Origin of the sequence: Pseudomonas sp. A-RE-22 (assembly GCF_019956035.1) — a bacterium.
GTDB classification, from domain to species: Bacteria; Pseudomonadota; Gammaproteobacteria; order Pseudomonadales; family Pseudomonadaceae; genus Aquipseudomonas; species Aquipseudomonas brassicacearum.
This window is the reverse complement of sequence record NZ_JAHBCZ010000012.1, coordinates 86,518-108,447: the sequence shown is the minus strand read 5'-3', so window position 1 is coordinate 108,447 and position 21,930 is coordinate 86,518. Positions and strand designations below refer to the sequence as shown.

Below are 21,930 nucleotides of genomic sequence, written 5' to 3'. Positions count from 1 at the left end.
TGAAGACAGGGACTGTTTAAGCGTCGTATTCTTTTTCATGGACTCGCCCTCGCTGTCGTTGGCTTCTTAGACTGCCACCGCGGCGCATTGACGCCTCGGCGTGGGCGAGTCCATCTAATTACGGCGGCTCACTTTTGAAAAGCCCGGGAGCCGGCCCAGTCAAAAGTAAGCAAAACGCTCATGCCCCACCACTTGGTGCCTCGCCTAGGCTCGGCATGCCCGCACGCAGCCCTTGCTCCGTGGGCCGCCGCGAAGGGCCATCCATGGCCCAGCGCGGCTACCTCGGCATCCATGCCGAGGTGCCCACTCCACAATGCCTGCGTTCGGCCAGCGTGGTTAACGGGGCGCCGAGATCAAAATCCAAAGCAAAGCAAGAGCCTATGTGGCTGAACCACCGCCATCGCGAGCATGCTCGTTCCCACAATGGTCCTGCTGTGAACACAAGACTCAAGAAAACCCAAGATCCCTTGTGGGAGCGAGCTTGCTCGCGATGAGGCCCGCACATCCAACATCACCGCAAACTGACCCACCGTCTTCGCGAGCAAGCCCGCTCCCACAGGGGAACGCGATCACCCAGAGCCAGGTCGGCTATCAGGCCGCCTCGGTTCTGTTTTTGATCTGGGGCGCCCCATTAACCACGCTGGCTGAACGAAGGTATTGCGCAGTGGGCAACCCGGCATGGATGCCGGGTTAGCCGCGCTGGGCCATGGATGGCCCTTCGCGGCGGCCCACGGAGCAATGCCTTCGTTCAGGCACACCGAGCCTAAGCGAGGTGCCGAGTGGTGGGGCAAAAGCGTTTTGCTTACTTTTGACTGGGCCGGCTCCCGGGCTTTTCAAAAGTGAGCCGCTGTAAAAGCGGAACCCTAAGTAGCCGTTACCGCAGCAACGGATATACACACCAATCTCACCCAAAAACACGCTAGGAACGGAAGATCAGAATCTCCGGGAACGGCTTAAGTGAACAGCACTACACCCTCGAGTGGGCTGGCAGATGTCTGCCCACGAGCCTGGGCCGCATGCTGCAACTGGCTGGCGATCAAGGTGTTCTTGAGCAGATAAGCAATGGTCATCGGCCCGACGCCACCGGGTACCGGCGTGATCGCGCTGGCGACGGTGCGCGCGCTGGCGTAGTCGACATCGCCCACCAGATGGCTGCCGGATTCGTCGGTAATACGATTGATCCCGACATCGATCACCACCGCCCCAGGCTTGAGCCAACTGGCATCGATCAGCCCTGGACGGCCTACCGCTGCGACGACGATATCGGCCAGTCGACACAACGCCGGGGCATCGACGCTGCGTGAGTGCACCACGCTGACCGAGCAATGAGCCTGCAACAGCAGGGTCGCCATGGGTTTGCCGACGATGTTCGAGCGCCCGACGACCACGGCGTGCAAGCCGCTCACATCACCGCAGGTTTCCTGCAGCAGACGCATGCAGCCGCTGGGCGTGCAGGGCGTAAGGACTTCTATGCCTTGCACCAGGCCGCCGACGTTTTCCCGATGAAAACCGTCCACGTCCTTGATCGGGTCGATGGCATGAATGACGGCCGCCTCGTCGATATGCCCCGGCAATGGCAACTGCACCAGAATGCCATTCACCGTGGCATCTGCGTTCAGTTGGGCAATCAGTTCCAGCACCTGGCGCTGGCTGGTATTTTCAGCCAGACGGTACTCCAGTGAGCGGATGCCGACGTCCTTGGCTCGCAGCAGCTTATTGCGCACATAAACCTCGCTGGCCGGGTCTTCACCCACCAACAGTACCGCCAGGGCAGGGTAAATGTGCTGCTGCGCCAGGGTCAGAACCTCTTCTCGAACCTCGTCGAGAACCCGGGCGGAGATGGCCTTGCCGTCGATGTCGCGGGCAAGTGCGGGGGTGGTGCTGATCAAAAGAGTCACCGTTGTCTTGATGGATAGAGGGCCGAAATAATCATCGAGGCGTCGTTGCACCTCGATGATTCATCAGGGATCTGCAGGCAAGGGCGCTCAGACTACCAATTGATGGCTGCCGTACACCACAAGGACACCCGCAATCAGCGTGAGGTAAGGCAACCGGCCCGCGCGTTTCTGACCCGTGTCGGCCTGAACGTAGAGATCGTTGAGCATGGCTTCGGGGAACAGCCCCTTGTCCTGCACATAGTGGCGGTAGCAGAACACCGGCAGGATCAACAGCGCCAGCAGCAGGCCGGTCATCAGGGTTCCGGCGCCCCAGATATCGGCGCCCAGCCCCATGCAGGCCAGGTTGACGAAGCTCAGCACGCCACCGGCCACCAGGAGCACGGTAGGGGCCCTGTACGGGCGCGCCCAGTCGGGACGATCCAGGCGATGGATCCAGCCAGCGTTGAGGTTGAGGAAGTTGAAGATGATGTAGCTGACGTTGGACGCGGCGAGCACGAAGACATAGTCGGACATCAGCAACAGCAGCAGGTTGAAAGACAGGTCGGTCCACATCGCGGCGGTGGGCGCGCCGTGTTCATTGGTGCGGCCCAGGTACTTCGGCAGCCAGCCGTCCACCGACGCCTGGTACAAGGTGCGCGATGAGCCGGACATCGACGTCATGATCGCCAGCAAGGTGGCCAGGACCAGCATGATCAGCACGATGTTGGCGACCAGTTTGCCGCCGCCGATACTGTCCGCCATCACCTGGCCGACGCCCATGCCGCTGTAGATCGCGGGCGACAACAGGCCGCTGTAGACCGCCGGAGAAACCACTGCGCCGCTGGCGTCCAGCACCGCCGGTGTCACCAGTTGGCCGAGCCCCAGGCTGCCTTGGAACGCCAGGGGCACCAGGGTGAACACTAGGATGCACAGCAGGCCCGCATAGAAAATCGCCTTGAACGTGTCGCGCTTGGGGTCTTTGAATTCCCGGGTGTAGCACACCGCCGTTTCGAAGCCGTAGGTGGACCACGCAGCCATGAACAGACCGCCGGCCATCAGCGACCAGCCGGACAGATCCCAGGGGCCATCGATCACTTGCCCGGCCGCATCATGGGCCAGGGGGTACAACGGCAGGAAATTGGCCTGGGCCGAATCACCGGTGAACAACGGCACCACGCCCACCAGCAGCAAGGGGATCAGCGATGTCACGCCAAGCACCAGGGTCAGACGCGCCGAGCGCAGAATGCCGCCATGCTGCACGGCGAAAACCGTCAGCAGGATCAACAGACCGATGGCGAATGTCGCATTGATCCGCAGCGACAGGCCACTCTTGATCCAGCCCAGATCGAGCAGGGTCAGTTGCCAGGTATTGATCAGCGCATCGGCGGGGAACAGTGCGGTGAGTATGTAACCGGCTGCCAGCCCAGAACCGATCGACAGCACTGGCGACCAGGCCAGCCAGTTGCACCACACCGAAACCGGTGCGATCAGCTTGCTGTAACGCACCCAGGCGACCGCGCCATAGACCGAGGCACCGCCGGATTTGTGCGGGAATAGTCCGGCGATTTCGGCGTAGGTGAAGGCCTGGATAAACCCGAACAGGATCGACACGATCCAGACGATCCACGCCGGTTTGCCCACCGTGGCGGCAATCGCACCGATTGAAAACAGCACCAGCGCGGGTACGCCACTGGCAACCCAGAATGCCCCGCGCCAATCGATCTTGCGGTGCAGGCTGCCCACTGAGCTGGCGGCCTGCGGTACGGTCTCGAACGTAGTCGCTTCCATCTTCGTATTCCCATGTCTGAGTAGCGGAGTAGTGGGGGCAGTCAAAGTCAGGGTGGCGCTCAGGTCCGTCTGGTTGATCAACTGCGCACCCGGCTCTTGTCCGGGTCGTAGAAAATCGCTGCGGTGACCTCGGCGCTGATGCGCTTCTGCAGGCCATCGACTTTGCCGATCTCAAGCATGGTGCCGACGTCGGCGCAGGCCACATCGACCCGGCACAGCGCGATGTTGCTGGCCAGCAGCGGCGAGCGGCAGGCACTGGTGATGACCCCGACCTGGGCCCGGCCGCGATACACCGGGTCACCGTGGTGGGCGGCTTCGTTGCCACTCAGTTGCAGGCCCACCAGCTTGTGAGTGGGGTGGGCGCTGCGCCGCAACAGCGCATCGCGGCCGATGAAGTCGTCGGTTTTGCTTTTCATCGGCACAGAAAAGCCGATACCCGCCTCGAAAGGATCGGTCTGGTCGCTGAATTCGTAGCCGGCGAAAATCAGCCCGGCTTCGATGCGCAGCATGTCCAGCGCTTCCAGGCCCAGTGGCACCAGGCCCAGCGGTTGGCCCAGTTGCCAGATCCGGTCCCAGACCCGCTCGGCGTCTTCGGGCTGGCACCAGACTTCGTAGCCCAGTTCGCCGGTGTAGCCGGTGCGCGAGATCATCAGCGGGCAGCCGTCGTAACCGTCCAGGCGGCCCACCAGGAACCGGAACCAGCCCAGGTTTTCCAGGCTCGGTTGGGTCGCTGGGGTCCAGACCATCTGTTTGAGCAGCTCACGACTCATCGGGCCCTGGACGGCCAGGTTGTGAATCTGCTCGCTGGCGGATTTGACCCAGACCTTCATGCCGAGCTTTTGTGCCTGTTCGCGCAGCCAGGCCCCGGCGTAATCCTCACCGCAGATCCAGCGGAAATTGTCCGGGCCCAGGCGCAGCAGGGTGCCGTCGTCGAGCATGCCACCGTGTTCGTGGCACATCGCCGAATACACCACTTGACCCACCGCCAGGCGCCGTACATCCCGGGTCAGGCAGTACTGCAGCAAGGCTTCGGCGTCGGGGCCGATGATTTCGAATTTGCGCAGGGCGGTCAGGTCCATCACCGCGACGCGTTCACGGCAACCGAGGTATTCCTCGATTGCGCCATAGCCGTCGTAGCGCAACGGCAGCCACCAATTGCGGTAGTCGGTAAAGCTGCCGGTCAAGGCGCTGGTGCGTGAGTGGAACGCGGACTCACGGGTGAGGATCGGGTCGGCATCGGCCGTGGTTCGAGTGCTCATGGCGATGGAAAAACGCTCCTTTTCGCTGTAGATGCGGACCTGGATATCGGTCGGGTTCCAGCCGTTGGCCGGGTCGATGTCATCCGGGCATGAGGTGCTGCCACACAGCAGGTCGGTCATGGCCCGCAGGAGTACGTAATCGCCGGGACGCGACCAGGGCTCGTCCAACGTCATCTGCTGGTGAGCGTCGATCCCGGTGTTGAAGAACAAATTGATCGCCGGCCAACCGCTGCGAGCCTCGACCCCGTGGGGCGCCAGGGCCCGGCTCAGGTTGTCGCTGCAGTTGTCGTGCCCGAAGTAGCCATGGCTCTCGTAGTAGCGCGCGGCGCAGGCCAGCGCGAAGGAATCGTGGCGGCCGACGGTGTCACGCACCACCTCCAGCATCGGCTGCATCTGCCGGTCGAAAAACTTCGAGAACAGTCCCGGAGCCGGGTAGGCGCTGCCGTTCAGGGTACGGGTGACGGTCTGGTCCAGGTCCAGTTCCAGGCCGCGATCCAGTGCCCGTCGATCGAGGGCGACGAAGTCCGAGCATTGGCGACCGGCGACATCCAGCACCTGCACGTACTGCCCTTTGCCGACGGTGTAGCTGTGGGCGGTGCCGGCGTGAATTGTGAATTCGTCGAGTAACTCACCCAACGGTTCGGGTAACGCCGGGAGCAGCAGCGACGAGGGATTGGCTCGGGTCACCCACAACCGCAGTTCGCTGGGCCGGTACTGTCGATCGACGGATGTGGGTCCTGCGGGGGCGGCGACAATTACCAGCAGTTCATCGCTGGCGACGAAGTGGCGACTGAAGTCGGCAGGGCTGTCCTCGTCCCAGAGCGAAGCCGCGCTGGGCAGTTGGTAAGGCTCAACACCGCGTCGGCTCAACGCTTGGTTGATGCGCCGAGCTTGCACCGTCGGCTCGGCGAGCCGTGCGCCGATGAACCCGCAGGCCGCCGAACCGCTCAATGCCCAGGCCGCCAGCGCGCTACGACCGTTGGCGTCCACGGCCAGCAGTTCACAGGGTTGCTGTCCTTCAAGGTCGATCACTTGCAGGCTGTCGCCAGGCTGCAAGGCCACCAGCGTCAGGCCGCCGGCCGCTACCCGATAGCGCTCCAGGGCCGGGGCCCGGGCAAACAGTCCGGGCTCCCGGGGATGAGAGACACGAGGTGCGTTCATGAGAACCTCCCGGTCAGCCGACCGACGTGATGGACATTGGCGGCTCGGCAAGGTACGCCGCCATCGAGTCGTCCAGTGCATGCAGCCAGGGGGTGTGGTGCGGCGGTGACTGGGTGCCGGTCATCAACGAGCGATAGGACTTGTCGCGATAACCCATGATGTTTTCCGCTTTGTCATGCTTCCAGTGCAGGAAGGTTTCATTGACGGCGGCGATGTCGAAGTTCGGGTAGTCGGTGGCGTCCACCAGGTGCTGGATATAGGCACCCTGGTATTCGAACATCTGCTGATTGGTTTCCAGTGTCTGTTCCCGTTCGTGCCATTGCCGACTGTCGGCGATCATTGCAGCCTGATCAGGCAGTTGAACGCGCCCCAGGATGACATCGCGTGCGTACCAGGCTTGGGCGTCGAACATGTTGAAGGAGTACCACTGGTCCTGCATGCCGAGGTAGATCAGTTGCGGGTTGGACTCCCAGAAAATGCCTTTGTACAGGTTCATCGGCCATAGCCGGTTATCGGTCTTGAGGCACAGTTCGTCCGGCAGGAAGGGGAAGTGATGTTTGTAGCCGGTGCAAAGGATCACCGCATCGATGGTCTTGTGGGTGCCGTCGATAAAGTACGCGCGGTTTTTTTCCAGGCGCTGCAACAGCGGCTTTTCTTCCCAATTGGCGGGCCAGTCATAGCCCATGGGCGCGGTGCGGTAGCAGCTGGTGATGCTGCGGGCGCCGTATTTGTAGCACTGGGAACCGATGTCTTCGGCAGAATAGCTGCTGCCGACGATGAGCAGGTCCTTGCCCTTGAACTCCAGCGCCTCGCGGAAATCATGGGCGTGCAGGATGCGCCCGCCGAACTGCTCGAATCCGGGGAAGTACGGCATCTTCGGCGTCGAAAAGTGCCCGCAGGCGTTGATCACATAGTCGAACTCTTCCGAGGTCTGGGTATCGCTGCCGTGGTCGTGGGCGACCACCGTAAAGCGTCGAGTCGCTTCGTCAAAGGTGACCTGGCGCACCACGTTGTTGAAACGGATGTAATCCCGTACCCCGGCTTTTTCGACGCGGCCCTTGATGTAGTCCCAGAGCACTTCCCGTGGCGGGTAAGAGCCGATGGGGCGGCCAAAATGTTCTTCGAAGGTGTAGTCGGCGAACTCCAGGCATTCCTTCGGACCGTTGGACCACAGGTAGCGGTACATGCTGCCGTGCACCGGTTCGCCGTTCTCGTCCAGACCGGTGCGCCAGGTGTAGTTCCACATGCCGCCCCAGTCCTGCTGTTTTTCGAAGCACACCAGTTCGGGAATGGTGGCGCCCTTGTCGCGGGCCGACTGGAAGGCGCGAAGTTGGGCCAGGCCGCACGGGCCGGCGCCGATGATTGCTACGCGTATTGTCATGAGCGTGCCTCCTGAAGGGTTTCAGCGAAAGATCACTGTCTTGTCCTGGTTGATGAATACCCGGTGTTCCAGGTGGTATTTCAGTGCCTTGGAAAGGGCGACGGTTTCGGTATCGCGGCCGATGGCAACCAGCGAATCGGGCAGGTGCGTGTGATCGACGCGCTGGATTTCCTGCTCGATGATCGGCCCCTCATCGAGGTCGCTGGTGACGTAGTGGGCAGTGGCGCCGATCAGCTTCACGCCGCGGTCGTAGGCCTGGTGATACGGCTTGGCGCCCTTGAATCCGGGCAGGAATGAGTGATGGATGTTGATCGCACGCCCCGACAACTGCTGGCACAGTCCGTCGGATAGAATCTGCATGTAGCGCGCGAGCACCACCAGGTCGGTCTGGGTGTCTTCGACGATGCGCATCAGCTCGGCCTCCTGGCTGGCCTTGCTGTCCTTGGTGATGGGCAGGTAAATGAAACGGATGCCTTCACGCTCAGCCATGGCCCGCAGGTCCAGGTGGTTGGAGACCACGGCGGTGATGTGCATGTCCATCTCGCCCTTGCGGTGTCGATAGAGCAGGTCGGTGAGGCAATGGTCGAACTTGCTGACCATCAGCAGCACCCGGGTCGGTTGGCGCGAACTGAACAACTGCCACTGCATGTCGAAGCCGCCGGCCAGGTCGCCCAGGCCTTCGCGCAGGGTGCCTATATCACCGTCGACGCCGGTGTTGAAACGGAACACCGCGCGCATGAAAAACTGCCCGGTGAACTCGTCGTCAAACTGTGCCAGTTCGCTGATGTAGCACTGCTGCCGGGCCAGGCAGGCGCTGATCGCGGCGATGATCCCGGATGCCGCCGGGCAGGTGATCTTGAGAATGTAATGTTCGCTGGAGGCGTCCATTGAAGGCTCCTGATTAAATTAAGGGGCGGCTCAGCCCTTGGCCGTGCGTTTGGTTTTTTCCGGGTCGTCGAAGGGCAGGGCATGGGTCACGGCGCCCGCTTCAAGGCTGCCGCGCACCTGCAGTGCAATACCGGGCACGGAGCAGGCGACGCTCAGGCGGGCGATGGCCATCGAGCGTTTGCTCAGGCGCGAGTACATGCCGCAGGTGATCACGCCGACTTGCTGGTTGCCCTGCCACAGGGTGTCGCCGGCCTCGGCCGGGCGTACGCCCTCGAGCAGCACACCGGTGATCTTGAAACGCTCCTGACCGCGCAGGCGCAGGTGTTCCTCGGCGCCACGGAAGGCTTGTTTGCCGGGCGAGACGGTGAAATCCAGGCCCATTTCCCACAGGGTGTCGCCGGCCTTCTGGTCAGCGAAGGGGTACATCTGCGAGTTGTCATAGGGGAAAAACATCAGCGAGCTTTCCACCCGCAGCCAGTCCAGCGCGGTGAAGGCACACGGGATAATCCCCAGGCTGGCACCCTGTTCGAGGATGCTGTCCCACAGGAACGGTGCATCGGCCGCCTTGCAGAAAATCTCGTAGCCGCGCTCGCCGGTGTAGCCGGTGCGGGAGATCATCACCGGGCGTTCGAACAGGCGCGTCTGCAGGTGATGGAAGTACGGCAACTGGCGGACGCCGGGCACGTGCTCGGCGAGAAAGTCCACCGCCAGCGGCCCTTGCAGCGACAAGTCGTGCAGGTCGTCGTCGAACAGCACCGCCACTTGCCGGCCCAGGGCGGAACGCACCAGCATTTCATGCCCGGTGCCAGCGCCATGCACCACCATGAACGCGTTAGGCCCGGTGCGGTAGACGATGCAGTCATCGACGAACTTGCCGTCCTCGTCGAGCATCGAGGCGTACACCGATTTGCCGGGGTAGAGTTTGGCGATGTCGCGGGTGGTCGCCCATTGCAGCAGGCTTTCGGCATGGGGTCCCACGTAATGGACTTTTTTCAGCCCCGACACGTCCATCAGGCCGGCACGGGTGCGGATCGCTTCGTGGTGGTCGGCCAGCGCGCTGCTGTAGGTCCAGGCGGTGCCCATGCCGTTCCAGTCTTCAAGGTTTGAACCGAGGGCACGGTGCCGCTCGGCCAATGCAGAAATACGCCATGAAAGGGTCATGTGAGGGTCCTTGTCGGGAAAGAGAGATCAGGCGTGCGGGTCGAATTGGCTCAGCCACTCGACCAGCGTGTGTCTGTAGCGGGTCATGCCCTTGTAGTCGGCGATAGGGCCGGGCAGGTCGCGCAGCACGCGATGCAGGCGACAACCCCAGCCGGGTTGAGTGACCAGTTCGTCCAGGCTGATCAGGTAGGTGCGGATGCTGAACATCACCGCGTTGCTGCGCGGCAGACGGGCCATCACCTGCAGCTCGACGCGCAGATGCACCTGTTGGCCGACGTTTTCGGCGGTGATGCGGCCGCGGTCGGCGCCCCATTCATGGAACGTCTCGGGCGAGGAGTCCAGGCGCGGCTTGATGGTCAGGGTCCAGTTCAGGCGCCGCACCGGCTGACCCACTTGCAGGTTGAGCAGATACTTCAGCGCACGGTCGAACACGCCCATCTGGTGGGCCATGGGCACCGGTGAATGCCACTGCTTGAAGCTCATGCCGGCGTCGAAGGCCAGGGACCAGTCAGCGGGACTGGTGACCAGGCCGGCGTCCATGTACAGATCGCCGTCACGTTGATCGAGCAGGGCGAAATCCCCCTGAACCTGTCGGCCGATGAACTCCAGCGGCGCGCTGGGCAGGCTGGTGGCATCACCGAAAATGAACGGCTGATCGATCTCCAGCAGGCGGTTGCGCCAATGCCAGCGGTCGCCGTCACGCACCAGGCTGAACCACTGCGGATAGTCGGCGGCCAGGTGTTCCATCAGCATCTGCAAGGCATCCCAGGCTGCTACTTGCATGTGCGGCATCACCAGGTAGCGGCGCGGGTCCTGATCCAGTACCAGGGCGCGTTCGGCCATTTCCGAACAGTAGTGCTCGTCGATGTCGAAGGCATGCTCATAGATCGAGCCGGGGTCGCGGGAGGTGGCCGGTTCGATATTGACCGAGTACAGGTAGCTGTCCTCGACAAAGGGGAAGGGGAAACGGCGGATTGCCGCAGGGCTGTTGCGAAAGCTGAAATCATCGCGATAGCTCAGCACGGGGCTCGCTTGCAGGGGCATGTCACTCACTCCTATAGGTCCAGCGAAATGCAGGGGCCGCTGCCGCGTGAGACGCAGGGCATCAGAAAGTCGGCCTGCTCGGCCGGGCAGAGGAAGCTGTCGCGGTGTTCGATGGCACCGCCGGTGTGGCGGGTGATGCACTGGCCGCAGACCCCGCCACGGCACAGGTTGGGCACTTGCAGGCCAGCGTGTTCGAGGGCTTCGAGCAGGCTCTGGTCGGCCTCCACCCGAAGGCGACGACCGCTGCGCAGCAGGTGCAGGTCGAAGGGTTGGCCGGGTTGCGCGCCTTTGAACGTTTCCGAATGCACGCGCTTGCGCGGCCAACCGAGGCGCGAGGCCTCACGCTCAACCGCGTCGAGCAGAGACTGCGGGCCACAGGTGTAGACATGGCTGCCCAGCGGCCGGTCGGCGAGGATCTGGCTCAGGTCGGGGCGATTGTCATAGGCATGCAGGCGCGCGCCGAGACGCTGTTGCAGTTCGTCGAGGTAGGCGTCGCTCAGGCCCGGGCGGAACAGGTAATGCAGTTCGAAATCGGCCTGCTGCTGTTCCATCGCAGCGATATAGGCCATGAACGGCGTGATGCCGATGCCGGCGGCGATCAAGATATGCAGGCGTGCAGTGCCGTGGGGGGCGAACAGATTGGCCGGTGGTGAAATCTGCAACGTGTCGCCGACCTGCACCTGGCGATGCAGGTACTGCGAGCCGCCACGAGAAGCGTCCTGCAAGCGCACGGCGATGCGGTAGTGCTGGGTGTGCGCCGGGTCGCTGGTGAGCGAGTAGGCGTTGCGCACCTTGCCCTCGGCCAGTGGCAGATGCACCTGCACATGGCTGCCGGGCGAGAAGCCGGGCAGGGTGCCGTCGCGGGCCGTCAGGGTGAATTCGCGCACCACCGGCGTGAGCATTCTTGCCGCGCTGACCTGAACGTCGAGGACCGCGCTCATGGCTGGAATGCCGCATAGGGTTGGTCGGGGTTGATGCACACGCCGAGGTAAGCCCCCAGGCGCCGGGAAAAATGCGTGCGCACCTCCAGCCCGACGTGGCAACCAATGCAGTTCAGCGACGACTCCGACCCGGCCGCCTGGGTCAGGCCACAGTGCGCGCAGTACACCTGGCGCAGGCCGGGCGTTGCGCAGGTCATGCTGATCTCGTCGTCTTCCAGGCCAGCGGCGCGAGCCTGCCCGTGAACACGCCAGACAAAAGCTTCATCGCCCAGCAGGTAGAGCCGACACCCCACGGTTGCGCTGGCCAAGGCCTGTTGCAGGTGCCGGGTGAAGTCGGCTTGTTCGCCGTTCAACAGCAGGGGATTGTCCAGTTCAGCGACAACCTCTGTGCAGACGGTTGCCGATTGCATCACCACGATGGGGCGGCTAAGGGTGGGCTTCATGCGGGCTCTCCAAAGTGCTTTTTTATTTCCTGTTGGGAGAGATACTTTCCTATGGGGAAAATCTTCTCAATCTGGAAAAAGGGCTATGCCTTTGGAGATAAGCCTTGCTACACGGCCGTCCGGGGCATGGAAGTTGCTGGTATTCGAGGAATGTGGAGCAACCGGACGGGGAGTTATCGAGAGTGCGAACACGACCGCAGTGGTGGCCGCTCTGGTTAGGGCCTGTGCGCCCTGAACAGGCCCGCAGCGTGCGTAAGCTGTTGGCCGGGTTGCCCTTGAGCCAGGCGCACGCTGACGGTGCCTTATCGGGTTTTCTGGACCGTTTCGACGCACTGCTGCCGCCTGCCAGGTTGAACCTGATCCTTGGCGGCGAGGACCTCAGCCCGACGCGACGCGGTTTGATCGAGGGCTGCCAGGACGTGGTGACTTGCCCCTGGCGCGACGCAAGCGCGGCAGACACCCCCCAAAGCTGCGGCCCGTGTCGGCAACGCGGCGTGCACCGACTGGTGTGCGCCTTGCCCGAGGGCCAAAAGGGCGTGTTGCTGCTCGATAGCCCGAAACGGGCCGGTGCCAGTTGGCGCCAGTTACTGGAAGAGGTGGCGCAGGCGGTAGGCATGGCTGTGCGCTTGCGCAGCTACAACCGTGAGCAGCAGCGCAAACAGGCGACGTCCCGCCACGGTGCCTTGGCCCGTGAGCTGCACGACTCGGTGGCACAGCAACTCGGTTACCTGTCGTTCCAGGCCCATGGCCTGCAATCCCAGTTGGGCGAGCCGGAACAAGCCTCTGCGGGTTTGCAGGACCTGTGCGCTGGCTTGAGCCAGTTGCAGCGCCAGGTGCGCGAGTTGATTACCAGTGCGCGTCTGACCATGGACGGGCGCTCGCTGCGCCAGGCACTGGCCGACTCGGTCGCCGAGTTCTCGCGGCGCTGCATCATCGTGTTCGAGCTGGACAACCGCCTGGCTGACGATGCTTTGAGCCCGGGAACCGAGTTACAGATTTTGCAGATTATTCGTGAAGCACTGGCCAACGCGGTGCGCCATTCCCATGCGCGGCATGTCCGCATCGAGTTGCGGCAAAACCAGGACGGTGATGTCTCCATTTCGGTGGAGGATGACGGCATCGGACTCAGTCCGGCGTCAGGGGAGGCAAATCATTTCGGTCTGGCGATTATCCGCGAGCGCGCCGCGAACATTGGCGCCCGATTGACAATTGAAGCGATCCGCCCGCATGGGGTCCGCGTACATCTTGGCCTTCGCTGCCATCAAGACCAGCCACAGGGGAGTTTCGATGGACTGCACAACCTTATTACTGATCGATGATCATCCGCTGTTTCGCAAAGGCCTGGCGCAGTTGTTCGGCGCCAGTGACGACTTCGAAGTGGTGGGGCAGGCGGCCAGCGGTCGCGAAGGCATCAACCTGGCCGTGAGCCTGGCGCCGCAGCAGGTCTTGCTCGATTTGCACATGCCCGGCTTGAGCGGTTTGCAGGTGCTCGATGAACTGCGTCAGTTGCGCCTCGACTGTCAGGTGGTGGTGCTCACTGCGTCGATGGATCGCGCCGAGCTGTTGACGGCCTTGCGCCTGGGGGCCAGTGGTTATGTGCTCAAGGAAACCGAGCCCGATGCGTTGTTGAGCTACATGCGCAATTGCCACAAGGGCGCGATCGTTCTGGATTCAACCCTGGTTGCCCTGCTGGCCGATCAGGACGAATCGGTGAGCCGGCCTGCGCACGACCCGGACCTGCCAGACACAGGCAACCTGACCGAGCGCGAAGGGCAGACCCTGGCCCTGATCGGTGCCGGCATGAGCAATAAACAGATCGGCCGGGAACTGGGAATCAGCGATGGTACGGTCAAGATTTATGTGAGGAATCTGTTGCAGAAGTTCAGCCTGCACTCACGTCTGGAGTTGGCGGCGTGGGTGCACAACGGCGCGTCGGTAAGACACGAGGAGCGTCATTAGATGAGGGAAAGCCCGGAAGCTTTTGCACAGACACCGAGTGTGCACCTGATGGATCGCTTTCCCGCCGCCCTGCTGGAATTGCGCGACAACGGCCAGATCGCTCACTTCAACCTGGCCTGGACCGAGTTGATGGGGGCGCCGGGCGCGGAGCGCAATCTCATCGATTATGTGCACCAGGAAGACCGCCCGCTGTGGCGCAAGGCCTTGCATGAGCTGCGTCGGCGTCCCGAGACCTCGTTCAATCAACGCCTGCGTTTTGTACATCCTTCTGGTGAATTACGCTGGTTCGAGGTGAACCTCAAGCGCGGCCCGCAGGGGTTCTATCTGGTCGTCGGGGACGTCACGGCACACAAACGCCGCGAAATTGCCTTGCAGGCCAGTCAGCGCAGCAGCATGAGCCTGCTCGATAGCATGCCTGGGCTGATCTATCGGGGCCGTAACAACCGCGACTGGACCATGGAGTTTGTCAGTGCCGGCTGCCTGCAACTGACCGGATATCCTGCGGAGCGGCTGGTGGACAATCATGAGTTCACTTACAACAGCCTGATCCTGGCGCAGGATGCCGACTACGTCTGGCGCGAGGTGCAATATGCGTTGTCGCGCAACGAGCCGTTCGAGCTCAATTACCGGATTCGTTGCGCCGATCAGTCGATCAAGCACGTCTGGGAAAAGGGCATCGGGATCTATGCCGATACGCGTGAAGTGCTGGGTATAGAGGGGGCGATTTTCGAGCGAACGGCAGGTCAGGCCTCAGTTCGCTGAGTCGCCGCTGATCCCTGGCCGGGATCGCGGCGAAGTGTCGAGCGTGTCGCTACTTGTAATGTTGTTCAAACACCGCCAACTGCTCAGGCTTGATCAACTGAAAGGGCACCCAGACGTCCGTTTCCACCGGCTCTCCCTTGATCATCTTGAGTGCTGCCTGTACCGCGCTGGCCGCCTGGGCCTTGGGGTCCTGGAACACCGAGGCGACCAGCATCCCACGCTTGATCGCCGCCAGACCGTCAGGCAAACCGTCGATGCCGACAATCGCGATCTCGCCCTTGGCTTTGCCGGCCTGTTGCAAGGCCATGGCCGCACCGATGGCCATTTCGTCGTTGTTGGCAACGATGGCATCGAAACGGCTGCCCGCCAATAGCCAGTTACTGGTCAGGTCCATCCCTTTGTTGCGCTGCCACTCGGCGCTTTGCTGCTCGACAATCTTGATCCCGGGATAATCCTTGAGCACCTGCTTGACGCCTTCGGTGCGGTCGTGGGTCGCGTTTTGCGCCAGGTCGCCCATGATGATCGCGAGGTTGCCCTTGCCGCCGAGCTTTTCGGCCAGGTAGCGCATTTGCAGCTGTCCGGCCTCGATGTCATTGGACGCGACGGTGACGACGCCTTTGGGCAAGGTGCGCTCGTCCGGGTGACGGTTGACGTAGACCAGCGGCGTTTTCGCTTCGACTGCGGCGCGGGTGATATTGGCCGTGGCGGAGGTGTCCACCGGCAGGACAATGACCGCATCCACTTGCTGGTTGATAAAGCCCTGGACCTGGTTGAGTTGGCGCACCACATCGCCTTGGGCGTCCTCGAACTGAATCTGCACGTTTTCCTTTTTCGCGGCCTCGTCCAGGCCATTACGCACGTAGGTCATGAAGTTGTCGTCGACCCTGGCGATGCTGACGCCGATGCGATAGTCGGCGGCGGCCCATTGGCTGAAGAGCAATAGCAGGGTGGTGAAAAGCAGTGTGCAACGACGCATGATGGTTTTCCTTTTGTTGTTATGAGTTGTACGTCACCAAAAGATGAAAATCTGCCGCACGTTTTGAGTTCGACAAACGCTTTATCCATCAAGCGTGAAGGCCTGCCTGAAACGCTCAAGCGCAACCTCGCTGTCACCGCTGGCCCAGCCTTCGAGGCCGACGACACCGCTGTATCCCATGCCGAACAAGGCCCTGGCAATGGCGGGATAATGGATTTCACCGGTACCGGGCTCCATGCGCCCCGGGACGTCGGCAACCTGGATTTCGCCGATGGAGCTGCCGGCGCGCTGGATCAGTTCGATCAGGTTTCCTTCGCCGATCTGTGCGTGATAGAGGTCCAGGTTCATCTTCAGGTGCGGGCTGCCCACGGCCTCGATCAGCGCCAGGGTTTCGTCAGCGCGGGCGAACGGTGTGCCCGGGTGGTCGACTTCGGTGTTGAGGTTTTCCAGCAGGAAAACCCGACCCGCGTCCTCGCCCAGGCGGGCGATTTTTTCCAGCGTCTTGCAGGCGTTCAACCACATGCGGCCAGTGGTTTGGGCAACAGGTTTGACCGGCAACCCCTGGTCACCCAGGCCGGTGCCATGCAGGTTCAGGCTAGGGCAACCCAATTGAGCGGCGACGGCCAAGGATTCCCGGGCGCTGTCGAGCAGGTGTTGGATGTCCTCGGGATCGGTCAGGTTGCCGCAGATGTAGCCGGTCATGGAGGTGAAATCCGCGCCGGTCGCCGAGAGGGCCCGGATGTCTTTGCTCGTCCAGTTCCATATCTCGACGCTGAAGCCTAGTGCGTGGATACGTTTGACCCGCTCGGTAAAGGGCAGGTCGAGGAAGACCATCTCGGCGCTGATCGCCAGTTTGAACGGTGTGAAACTCATGACAGAGCTCCTTGCACACGCACCGCTTTGCCCTGCTGGAAGGACTCGATACAGGCACGGGCAATCGCCAGTGCTGCCCGCGCGTCTTCACCGCTGGCCAGAGGTTTTTCACCGCTGCGCACGCAACTGACGAAGTGGTTGAGCTCGGCCACATAGGCATCACGCAGCAGGTCGGTGTCCATGCGCTGGGTGTCGGCCTGGACCCCATTGGCCAGGTACCGCAGCAAGTCAGAGTCGTTGACGTTGCCCATGGTCAGCATGCCAGCGCTGCCGAACACTTCGCCGCGGACATCGTAGCCATACACGGCCTGGAAATTGGCCTCGGCCGTGGCGATGGCGCCGTTATCGAAACGGATCGTGACCACCGCGGTGTCGAGAAATCCTTTGTCCTTGTAGTCCGGTGCGATCAGGGCATCGGCCATCACAAAAACCTCAACCGCTTCGGCGCCCGGATTCAGGTAGCGCAGGGTATCGAAGTCATGGATCAGGGTTTCGAGGAAGATTACCCATTGCGGCGACGCGGCCGGGTTGTTCAGCGCTGGGTCGCGGGTCAGCGAGCGCAGCAGTTGTGGCGTACCGATGCGGCCGCCGACCACGTCCAGGTGAGCAGTGCGAAAACTTCTGGCAAAGCGACGGTTGAAGCCAACTTGTAGCGTCACCCGCGCGTCAGCAGCGGCGGCGATGGCGCGGTCAGCTTCGTCCAGGGTGATGGCCATCGGTTTTTCACAGAACACCCCTTTGCCGGCCCGGGCCGCACTGATCACCAATTCGGCATGGCTGCGTGCCGGGGCGGCAATCAGCACGGCGTCGATGTCCGGGTCACCGAGTAATTGCTGTGGGTCGGTATAGACCTTCTGCACGTCCAGTTCTGCCGCCAAGCGTGCGGCTTGGCCGGGGGTAGGGTCGGCGATGGCGGCGAGGCAGGCGCCGGGGATGTGCCGGGCGGCGGTCAGGCCGTGAAAACTGCCCATGCGGCCGGCGCCGATGAGGCCAAGGCGAATGGTCTTGGATGTGCTCATGAACATGACTCCCTTTATTGTTTTTACGACTCGGCGGTAAGAATGTCCTCGTCTGTCCAGGCAGGGAGCAAGTGCTGTGCCAATAATTAACTAATTGATACTAAAGGGAATTTATTTGTTTTTATTGAAATTCATGTTCATCTAAATGACATGTCTATACTGACATGTCGAAAATATGAACAGTTGGCCGGATAATGAACCAGCAACCTGCAGCATTGAGCGCCGAAGACCGTGACTACCTCACCACGCTGGGCCCCGCGTCGTTGAACGAAGGGCCAGGCACTGCGCTGGATGAGGCTTGGCGCGCGTGCTTGCAGGGAGCTATCGAACGGCCTGCCGGGATCCGCCGGGTGATTTGGGAGTCCTGGTTGCGCAGCGTCGCTGCCGGCCTCGATCCGGAAGACGGCGAGTACCGTTTTGTCGCGCCTGCCGACCTGACCGCGACCCTGGCAGCCAACCGGGTGCTGATCGCCGCTGCGGCGCAAGTCATGCGCGGTTTGCTCGCCTATAACCCAAGGGGCCATATCAACCTGACCGATGCCGAAGGCACGACTTTGTATTTCTGTGGCCTGGACCTCACACCCATTGGCAGTCGACTGCTGGAGTCGGTACAGGGCACCAATTGCACCGGGCTGGCGATCGTCGAAGACCGTTTGGTGTATGTGTTGGCCGAGGAGAACTTCGGGCTTGGCCTGCGCCAGCGCCGCATGCATTGCGCCGCCGCGCCAATTCGCGATCCCCAAGGCCGGACGCTGGGTATGTTGACCTTGACGGCGGAACCCGGCTGGTTTCATTTCCATACGCTGGGCACGGTCCAGGCCGCGGCCGAGGCGGTCTCGAGGCAGATGGCGCTGCAAGCCTTGCTGGAAGAACAACAGACAGTCCTTGAGGTGCTCAACGAGGGCTTGGTGGTTTTGGATGAGCAGGGCCGCATCAAGGCGCTCAACCATTACGCCCGACAGTTGTTCCGCGTCGGCCGTGACCTGCTCGGCAGCCCGTTCAAGAGCCTGGGCCAGAGCGAATTGACCGATGCCGTCCTGCTGGGGGGCGGGGAAGGGGTGCGGGACCTGGATTGCACCTTTGAACTGCACGACCGCAGCCATCTGGCCTGCCTGGTGTCGGTCTGCCCGCTGGAGCAAGGCGGGCGGATTGTGTCGTTGCGCGAGAACCGACGCATCCGGGAAATCACCCGGCGGATCATTGGCACCCAGGCCAGCTACACCTTCGAAACCATCCTCGGCCGCTCACAGGCGATTGAGGATGCACTGCACCTGGCGCGGATTGCCAGTCGCAGTGATTCGACCACGCTGATCCTCGGTGAGAGCGGCACTGGCAAGGAGCTGTTCGCCCAGGCTATCCATAATGGCAGCGACCGATGTGGCGGGCCTTTCGTGGCGGTCAATTGCGGCGCCATTCCCCGTGACCTGGTGCAGAGCGAACTGTTTGGTCATGTCGAAGGCGCCTTCACCGGAGCGGCGCGCGGTGGGTCGGCAGGCAAGTTCGAATTGGCCGATGGCGGGACGATCTTCCTCGATGAAATCGGTGACATGTCCTTTGATGCGCAGGTCAGCCTGCTGCGTGTCCTGCAGGAAGGCGAGGTGACACGGGTGGGGGCGAAAAAATCGCTGCGGGTCAACGTGCGCATCATCGCCGCCACCCACCGCAACCTGAGCCAGGCAGTGGCCGAAGGCGCCTTTCGTGAGGATCTTTACTACCGGCTCAACGTGCTGAACCTGACGGTGCCGCCACTGCGGATGCGCCGCGAAGATGTGCCGTTGCTGGCGCGGCATTTTCTTGCGCGTTGTGCCCGGTCGCTACGCAAGTCGATGCAGGACCTTTCGCCCGCGGCGCTGGACATGCTCGGCGCCTATCACTGGCCAGGCAATGTCCGTGAGCTGGAAAACGTCATTGAGCGGGCCACCAACCTGGCGATGACCGAACTGATCGAGCCGAGCGATCTTGCCTTGGAAATCAGGCAGCGAGGGCGCCCATCGACATGGGGAAGTGTCCCTGAGCCGCGGATGGCGCCGGACCTTGGCACCCATGAGATGAATGCCATCATCGCCGCCCTCAAGGATACGCGCGGAAATATCCGCCTGGCTGCTCAGCGGCTGAATGTGTCGCGGGGTGGGTTGTACAACAAAATGAGCCGGTTTGGGCTCAAGGTTGATGCGTTTCGTTCTTAGCGGGATGCTGTCGTAAATGCTCTGAAAATTGCCACGATCCCTCGCTGGGCTGCTGATATAGAGCATGCGCGACAGCGCGTAGCTGCCCGTGATGGGGAAGCGTTAACGCGCAGTCCTGACGATGACAGGCCAACGGGGAATGTAAATTTTTTACGGTTTCTTTACGGTAGGTGTTTTGGCCCACAACGATACTGGCCGCGATTTTCCGATCGTCCAAGCGCCTTGCATTTCCAATGGCCCTGGCAAATCGTATTGCTCAAGGATGGCATACACTTCCACCCCCGTAATTTGAGAGACGCAACCCTTGAGCGAAGCAGCGATTCCCGCCCACGAAGACTCCCCTACCAAAACATCAGGAGTGGGCTTGCTCGTCGCCGCGGTGGGCGTGGTTTATGGGGACATTGGCACCAGCCCGCTTTACACACTCAAAGAAGTGTTCGCCGGTCACTACGGCGTCCAGGCCAACCAGGACGGTGTACTGGGTATTCTGTCGTTGATCTTCTGGTCACTGATCTGGGTCGTCTCGATCAAGTACGTGCTGTTTATCCTTCGCGCCAACAACCAGGGCGAGGGGGGCATCATGGCCTTGACCGCATTGGCACGTCGGGCTGCGGCGCCGTTTCCCAAAATGAGCAGGGTCCTGGTATTGCTCGGGCTGTTCGGCGCTGCACTGTTTTACGGGGACAGCATGATCACCCCAGCCATCTCGGTGCTCTCGGCGGTCGAAGGGCTGCAGCTTGCGTTCGATGGAATCGAGCAGTGGGTCGTTCCGCTGTCCGTGGTCATCCTGGTAGCGCTGTTCCTGATCCAAAAACATGGCACGGCGCGTATCGGCATCCTGTTCGGCCCGGTCATGGTGCTGTGGTTCATGGTGCTGGGTGCGCTCGGCATTTACGGCATCCTGCAACGACCGGAAGTTCTGCAGGCGCTCAATCCTGCGTGGGCAGTGCAATTTTTTGTGGTGCATCCGGGGATTGGCGTGGCCATTCTGGGTGCCGTGGTGTTGGCATTGACCGGTGCTGAAGCACTGTATGCCGACATGGGCCACTTTGGCCGCAAGCCCATTGCTCGCGCCTGGTTCATTCTCGTGTTGCCCGGCTTGGTGCTCAATTACTTTGGCCAAGGCGCCCTGATCCTGGGGAACCCGGAGACCGTGCGCAACCCGTTCTATTTACTGGCGCCTGAATGGGCACTGTTACCGATGGTCGCGCTCTCCACACTCGCCACCATCATCGCCTCTCAAGCCGTGATCTCCGGTGCTTTTTCCCTGACTCGCCAGGCCATCCAGTTGGGTTACGTCCCTCGCATGTTTATCCAACATACCTCCAGCCAGGAACAGGGACAGATCTATATCGGTACGGTTAACTGGGCGTTGATGGTGGGTGTCGTGCTGTTGGTGATTGGTTTCGAGTCGTCCAGTGCTCTGGCCGCAGCTTATGGCGTCGCTGTGACGGGGACCATGTTGATCACGACAGTCTTGTCCTCGGCAGTCGTCCTGCTCCTGTGGAAAACGCCGCGCTGGCTGGCCATCCCAATGCTGCTCGGATTCCTGCTGGTAGACGGTCTGTATTTCGCGGCCAATGCACCCAAGATTTTTCAGGGTGGGGCGTTCCCGGTGATTGCCGGCATCAGCCTGTTCATTTTGATGACGACCTGGAAGCGGGGCAGAAAGATTATTGTGGAGCGGCTGGATGAAACCGCACTTCCTCTACCGCTATTCATCGGCAGCATCCGTACGCAGCCTCCCCATCGGGTGCAAGGTACGGCAGTGTTTCTTACGGCCAGGACAGATGCTGTTCCTCATGCACTGCTGCACAACCTGCTGCATAACCAGGTTTTGCATGAGCAAGTGGTATTGCTCACAGTGGTGTCTGAAGACAGCCCTCGTGTGAGTGCTGACCGACGGTTTGAGATTGAAGCCTATGGAGAAGGGTTCTTCCGGGTCAGTCTGCACTTTGGCTTTATCGAGGAGCCCGATGTCCCCTTGGCCTTGAGTCTCTGTCACTTGGCTGAACTGGACTTCAGTCCGATGCGCACCACCTATTTCCTCAGCCGGGAGACGGTGATCCCGACCAAGCGTATCGGAATGGCCCGTTGGCGAGAAACCCTGTTTGCATTTTTGCTGAAGAACGCCAATAGCAACCTGAAGTACTTCAAGTTGCCGTTGAACCGGGTGATAGAGCTGGGCACACAGGTCGAGATGTAAAAGAGT

The 21,930-nt window shown here is 61.7% G+C and carries 17 protein-coding genes; 5 read left to right on the top strand and 12 right to left on the bottom strand.

From position 1 onward, the window contains the following. Positions 1–953: 953 nt before the first annotated feature. The 9 genes from KGA89_RS08700 to KGA89_RS08660 all read right to left on the bottom strand — a co-directional run bounded on the left by KGA89_RS08700 (position 954) and on the right by KGA89_RS08660 (position 11,943). The gene (locus KGA89_RS08700) at positions 954–1,898 is read right to left on the bottom strand and encodes a bifunctional 5,10-methylenetetrahydrofolate dehydrogenase/5,10-methenyltetrahydrofolate cyclohydrolase (protein ID WP_223471293.1); all 945 of its coding nucleotides are present in this window, start codon (positions 1,896–1,898) and stop codon (positions 954–956) included. An 87-nt stretch (positions 1,899–1,985) separates the two neighbouring features. Then, positions 1,986–3,665 (bottom strand): APC family permease, encoded by a 1,680-nt coding sequence (locus KGA89_RS08695; protein ID WP_223471291.1) that lies wholly within the window; start codon positions 3,663–3,665, stop codon positions 1,986–1,988. 77 nt (positions 3,666–3,742) lie between these two features. After that, positions 3,743–6,085: a DUF1989 domain-containing protein gene (locus KGA89_RS08690; protein ID WP_223471289.1), complete on the bottom strand. Its 2,343-nt coding sequence runs from the start codon at positions 6,083–6,085 to the stop codon at positions 3,743–3,745. Positions 6,086–6,098: 13 nt separating this feature from the next. Beyond that, on the bottom strand, positions 6,099–7,466 hold the full coding sequence (locus KGA89_RS08685) for an NAD(P)-binding domain-containing protein (protein ID WP_223471287.1): 1,368 nt from the start codon (positions 7,464–7,466) through the stop codon (positions 6,099–6,101). A 21-nt stretch (positions 7,467–7,487) separates the two neighbouring features. Next, on the bottom strand, positions 7,488–8,354 hold the full coding sequence (purU, locus tag KGA89_RS08680) for a formyltetrahydrofolate deformylase (RefSeq protein WP_003200587.1): 867 nt from the start codon (positions 8,352–8,354) through the stop codon (positions 7,488–7,490). Positions 8,355–8,384: 30 nt separating this feature from the next. After that, positions 8,385–9,515: an aminomethyltransferase family protein gene (locus KGA89_RS08675; RefSeq protein WP_003200589.1), complete on the bottom strand. Its 1,131-nt coding sequence runs from the start codon at positions 9,513–9,515 to the stop codon at positions 8,385–8,387. A gap of 27 nt (positions 9,516–9,542) precedes the next feature. Continuing rightward, entirely contained in the window at positions 9,543–10,559 is a 1,017-nt protein-coding gene (locus tag KGA89_RS08670; RefSeq protein WP_013692964.1) for a heme-dependent oxidative N-demethylase family protein, read from the bottom strand. Between the two features lie 11 nt (positions 10,560–10,570). Further along, positions 10,571–11,500, bottom strand: coding sequence for a PDR/VanB family oxidoreductase (locus KGA89_RS08665; protein WP_013692965.1), 930 nt, complete (start codon positions 11,498–11,500; stop codon positions 10,571–10,573). Beyond that, positions 11,497–11,943: a dimethylamine monooxygenase subunit DmmA family protein gene (locus tag KGA89_RS08660; protein ID WP_043042651.1), complete on the bottom strand. Its 447-nt coding sequence runs from the start codon at positions 11,941–11,943 to the stop codon at positions 11,497–11,499. Before KGA89_RS08660 ends, KGA89_RS08665 begins: the two co-directional genes overlap by 4 nt. Before the next feature lie 248 nt (positions 11,944–12,191). Here KGA89_RS08660 and KGA89_RS08655 point away from each other — a divergent pair, with 248 nt between their 5' ends. From KGA89_RS08655 to KGA89_RS08645, 3 genes are read left to right on the top strand one after another with little or no spacing between them, the layout of a single operon-like run. Next, complete coding sequence (locus KGA89_RS08655; protein WP_114731068.1) at positions 12,192–13,262, top strand: ATP-binding protein; 1,071 nt, start codon at positions 12,192–12,194, stop codon at positions 13,260–13,262. Continuing rightward, a complete protein-coding gene (locus KGA89_RS08650) occupies positions 13,231–13,902 on the top strand; it encodes a response regulator (protein ID WP_039011567.1) in 672 nt (223 codons plus the stop codon). The genes KGA89_RS08655 and KGA89_RS08650 overlap by 32 nt, the downstream gene beginning before the upstream one ends. Then, positions 13,903–14,664, top strand: a complete 762-nt coding sequence (locus KGA89_RS08645) for a PAS domain-containing protein (protein ID WP_123350809.1) — start codon at positions 13,903–13,905, stop codon at positions 14,662–14,664. 49 nt (positions 14,665–14,713) lie between these two features. Here KGA89_RS08645 and KGA89_RS08640 read toward each other — a convergent pair whose 3' ends face one another. From KGA89_RS08640 to KGA89_RS08630, 3 genes are all read right to left on the bottom strand, one after another. Then, positions 14,714–15,640, bottom strand: coding sequence for a sugar ABC transporter substrate-binding protein (locus KGA89_RS08640; RefSeq protein WP_223471285.1), 927 nt, complete (start codon positions 15,638–15,640; stop codon positions 14,714–14,716). A gap of 81 nt (positions 15,641–15,721) precedes the next feature. Beyond that, complete coding sequence (locus tag KGA89_RS08635; protein ID WP_223471283.1) at positions 15,722–16,513, bottom strand: TIM barrel protein; 792 nt, start codon at positions 16,511–16,513, stop codon at positions 15,722–15,724. Further along, positions 16,510–17,532, bottom strand: coding sequence for a Gfo/Idh/MocA family oxidoreductase (locus KGA89_RS08630; protein WP_039011571.1), 1,023 nt, complete (start codon positions 17,530–17,532; stop codon positions 16,510–16,512). The genes KGA89_RS08635 and KGA89_RS08630 overlap by 4 nt, the downstream gene beginning before the upstream one ends. Before the next feature lie 194 nt (positions 17,533–17,726). Here KGA89_RS08630 and KGA89_RS08625 point away from each other — a divergent pair, with 194 nt between their 5' ends. Next, positions 17,727–19,718 carry a sigma-54-dependent Fis family transcriptional regulator gene (locus KGA89_RS08625; RefSeq protein WP_003200609.1) on the top strand — a complete coding sequence of 664 codons (1,992 nt, stop codon included), beginning with the start codon at positions 17,727–17,729 and terminating at the stop codon, positions 19,716–19,718. Between the two features lie 304 nt (positions 19,719–20,022). Next, complete coding sequence (locus tag KGA89_RS08620) at positions 20,023–21,924, top strand: potassium transporter Kup (protein WP_223471281.1); 1,902 nt, start codon at positions 20,023–20,025, stop codon at positions 21,922–21,924. The last annotated feature ends 6 nt before the right edge of the window (positions 21,925–21,930 follow it).